This window comes from Arthrobacter sp. Hiyo1 (assembly GCF_001263615.2).
GTDB lineage: Bacteria > Actinomycetota > Actinomycetes > Actinomycetales > Micrococcaceae > Arthrobacter.
The window spans coordinates 126,045-129,628 of record NZ_DF952473.1; the positions used below are offsets into that span (position 1 = coordinate 126,045).

Genomic DNA, 3,584 nt, shown 5'->3' on the forward strand with positions numbered 1-3,584 from the left:
CTGGAGGCTCGTCTTCCTCTCCAGCATCTTCGTGACCATCGCAGCGCTGGTCATCCGGCGCAAGCTGGACGAATCACCGGTCTTCGAAGAGATCAAGCAGGCCCGCACGGAACCCCCGGCACCTGCGGGAAGTTGCCAAATACGGCAAGGCCAACGTCCTGCGCGTCATCCTGATGAACCTCGGCGTCAGCACCCAGTCATACACGATCCAGGTGTTCATGGCCTCGTACCTCATCACCGTGATCGGAACGGACCCAAAGTTCATTCCCCCTGTGCTGCTCATCGGTTCGCTCTGCGGCGGGGTCGCGGCGGTCTCCTTCGGAATCCTGTCCGACAAGATCGGGCGCCGGCGCGTCGTATCACTTATCACCGGCGCACTCATCCTGTTCCCGGCCCCAGCGTTCCTGCTGCTGACCACCGGCTCGCCGGTAGCCATCGTGTTGGTGATCGTGGTCGGCTTCGTCCTGGCATGCCAAGGCGTGGTGGGCGTGCACATGAGCTACTTCCCGGAGATCTTCGGCAGCCGCTACCGCTACGCAGGCGTCACCTTGGGCCGCGAGTTCTCTTCCATCATCGGCGGAGGCATCGCTCCCATGATCTGCGCGGCACTGCTGGGGATGTTCAGCAACTCCTGGATTCCCGTGGCGATCTATATGTCGGCGACCATGCTGATCAGCTTCATCGCCACCCGCATGTCACCGGAAACCCTGAACCGCGACCTCACGGACCCCGAGGACGCGGCACACGGCAAAAGCGGGATTATCGCGGTGACCTCCGAAGCGCAGCACGTCCAATAGCACCCGAAGCAACCGACGGCGGCAAGTGCCGCCGTCGGGAAGGCCCGCCAGCCAACCAAGATACGAAGGGGATCCATGTTCCATCTCGAAACCCCGGACACCGTCTCCAGTCCGGCGCCATCCGCCATCCTCCTCGACACCAGGGTCGTGGCAGTGTTGCGGGCCAAGCATGCCAAGGACTACAGCCCCGTCATCGAAGCCCTTCGGGTCGGCGGTGTGCTCAGTATCGAGTTGACCTTGAGCACGCCCGGAGTGTTTGAGGAGCTTCCCCTGTTGCTCGATCGCTTCGGCGATGCCGTGGAAATCGGCGTCGGCACGGTGACCACTCCTGCTGAGGCCGAAACGGCACTCGACCTGGGCGCCGCGTACATCGTTACGCCCATCACCGAACCGGACGTCATCACTGCCTGCACTCGACGCGGCGTGCCCGTCTTTCCCGGTGGGCTCACTCCCACCGAGCTCCACACCGGCTGGAAGCTAGGCGCCACCGCCGTCAAACTCTTCCCCGCATCCACGGTCGGGCCCGGCTACATATCGCAACTCCGCGGCCCCTTCCCTGACATCCAAGTGGTCCCGTCAGGCGGCCTCACTATCGAAGACGTACCTGCATGGATCCGCGCAGGCGCATTGGCGGTGAGCTCGGAGGGCCGCTCCTCGGCGATGCCTTCAAGGGCGGGAGTCTGCCTGAGTTGACCACGCGGGCGCGACGGGTCCGGAACCTCGTTGATGGGGCGCGTGAATCCCGATGAGCCACGGAACATATGTCGTCACCCTTGGCGAAACCATGGCGCTCATGGCTTCGGACAAGGCCGGCCCGCTGGCCCATGCGTCCACCATGAGCCTCGGCATCGGAGGGTCTGAGTCCAATGTCGCCATCGGCCTGCAACGCCTGGGTGTCCAAGCTGTCTGGTGCAGCCGCATCGGCGCGGATTCCCTCGGCCAGCTTGTAGAGCGGGAGATCCGCGCAGAGGGCGTCGTCGTCCACGTGACGGTGGACGACGACGCGCCGACCGGCCTGATGGTCAAGGAACGCCGGACCCCCACAGCCCAGAAAGTTGCGTACTATCGCTCCGGCAGTGCGGGTTCCCGGATTGCGCCCGACGACGTCGACGAACGGCTGATTGCGGGGGCGGCGTTGCTCCATGTCAGCGGGATCACCCCGGCGCTCTCTCCGCAGGCCGCTTCCACCTTCACTACGCTGTCGCCGCAGCCAAAGCAGCCGGTGTTCCGGCATCTTTCGACCTGAATTACCGCAGCAAGCTCTGGGACGCCGAGGCCGCCGGAAGCGCCTACCGCGAGATCATCCCGCACGTGGACATCGTCTTCGCGGGCCTTGAGGAGGCCGAACTCGCAGTCGGGACAGTCAGCGACGCCGAAGAGGCCGCCAGGCGCATCGCCGCCATGGGTCCGGGCCAAGTGATTATCAAGTTGGGCGCAGATGGCGCGTTGGCATTCATCGACGGCCAACTCTTCCGACAGGAAGCCATGGAAATCGACGTCCTCGATACCGTGGGCGCGGCGACGCGTTCGTGGCCGGATACCTCGCCGAATTCGTCGAAGGCTTGGGGGCTGGGGAGCGTCTTCAGACAGCCGTCAGAACCGGTGCATTTGTGTGTCTCGTGCCCGGCGACTGGGAGGGGCTCCCCCGGCGCGATGAACTGCGACTCCTCGGCAACCCTGAACCGGTCAGTCGATGAGCACCTTCTTTGTAGGGCCTACGCGGCAGGGGCCTACGCGGCAGCACCAAGCTTGAAGCGATGGGAAGCTCGATCTGGCCCGCCGCGCCGAACCGTAACCTTCCCTCCATTCGGGACGATTACCCCACGGGGGACGAATGTCCATGTCCCCGGCAAAGGGGGCCTAGACTGTACGGGCTCCGTCGGTTCGAAGAATGCGAGGTAAACCCGTGCCGGATGGCCCTATCACTGGAGACAGCGATGCTCTTATTGCGGGTCGGTACAGGCTGGGAACCCTGATCGGCCGCGGCGCGACTGCGTCGGTGTACCGGGCACAGGACGAGAGGCTAGGCCGCGACGTGGCGCTAAAGCTCTTTGCTCCCCAGCTCGGAGGGCCGGACGAGCTTGCCCGGCATGAAAACGAGATGCGGCTCCTGGCGACATTCAACCATCCGTCACTCGTGACTCTCTTCGATGCCGGTACCGACCATCGGGACCCGGAGCATGCCCGGACATTCCTCACTATGGAACTGATTCATGGTCCGGATCTGTATTCCAGATTGCGGGACCGGCCGCTGACGACCCAAGACGTAGCCCACATAGGAGCGGATCTGGCATCGGCCCTGGAATACGTCCATGGGCGCGGGATCATCCACCGCGATATCAAACCTGCGAATGTCCTCCTGCCTGAAGCCCCGGTAGGGTCACCCATCCGGCCCAAGCTCACCGACTTCGGAATCGCCCGCATCATCGAGGGAACGCGCCTGACGGCAACGGGCACCATGGTGGGAACCGCCGCGTACTTGAGTCCGGAACAGGCCACCGGCTCTGCCCTCGGACCGGCCAGCGATATCTACTCCCTCGGCCTTCTCCTCCTCGAATGCCTGACCGGAAAGCTCGAGTACCCGGGAACCAGCGTGGAGTCGGCCGTTGCGCGGCTCCACCGGCCGCCCCGTGTGCCCGAGGCCCTCGGGACGCGGTGGGTTGACCTCCTCACCGCCATGACATCGGCTGAGCCCTCCGCCCGGCCCGGCGCACTGGAGGTTGAGCAAGCACTGCGGGATGCCTTCAGTTCCGGCGTTCCCGCGCCAACGCCCGTTGCCCCGAATGG

General features: G+C 64.7%; 5 protein-coding genes. All 5 read left to right on the plus strand.

Features of this window, described 5'->3' with window-relative positions; genetic code table 11:
* The first annotated feature begins 122 nt into the window (after positions 1-122).
* A complete protein-coding gene (locus AHiyo1_RS16080; protein ID WP_340639339.1) occupies positions 123-797 on the plus strand; it encodes a hypothetical protein in 675 nt (224 codons plus the stop codon).
* A 75-nt stretch (positions 798-872) separates the two neighbouring features.
* Entirely contained in the window at positions 873-1,490 is a 618-nt protein-coding gene (locus tag AHiyo1_RS16085) for a bifunctional 4-hydroxy-2-oxoglutarate aldolase/2-dehydro-3-deoxy-phosphogluconate aldolase (protein WP_253257400.1), read from the plus strand.
* Positions 1,491-1,542: 52 nt separating this feature from the next.
* Entirely contained in the window at positions 1,543-2,043 is a 501-nt protein-coding gene (locus AHiyo1_RS27040) for a PfkB family carbohydrate kinase (RefSeq protein ID WP_253257401.1), read from the plus strand.
* Entirely contained in the window at positions 2,040-2,699 is a 660-nt protein-coding gene (locus AHiyo1_RS27045; protein WP_253257418.1) for a PfkB family carbohydrate kinase, read from the plus strand. Before AHiyo1_RS27040 ends, AHiyo1_RS27045 begins: the two co-directional genes overlap by 4 nt.
* Before the next feature lie 4 nt (positions 2,700-2,703).
* On the plus strand, positions 2,704-3,584 hold an 881-nt coding region (locus AHiyo1_RS16095), incomplete at its 3' end, for a serine/threonine-protein kinase (protein WP_059389223.1).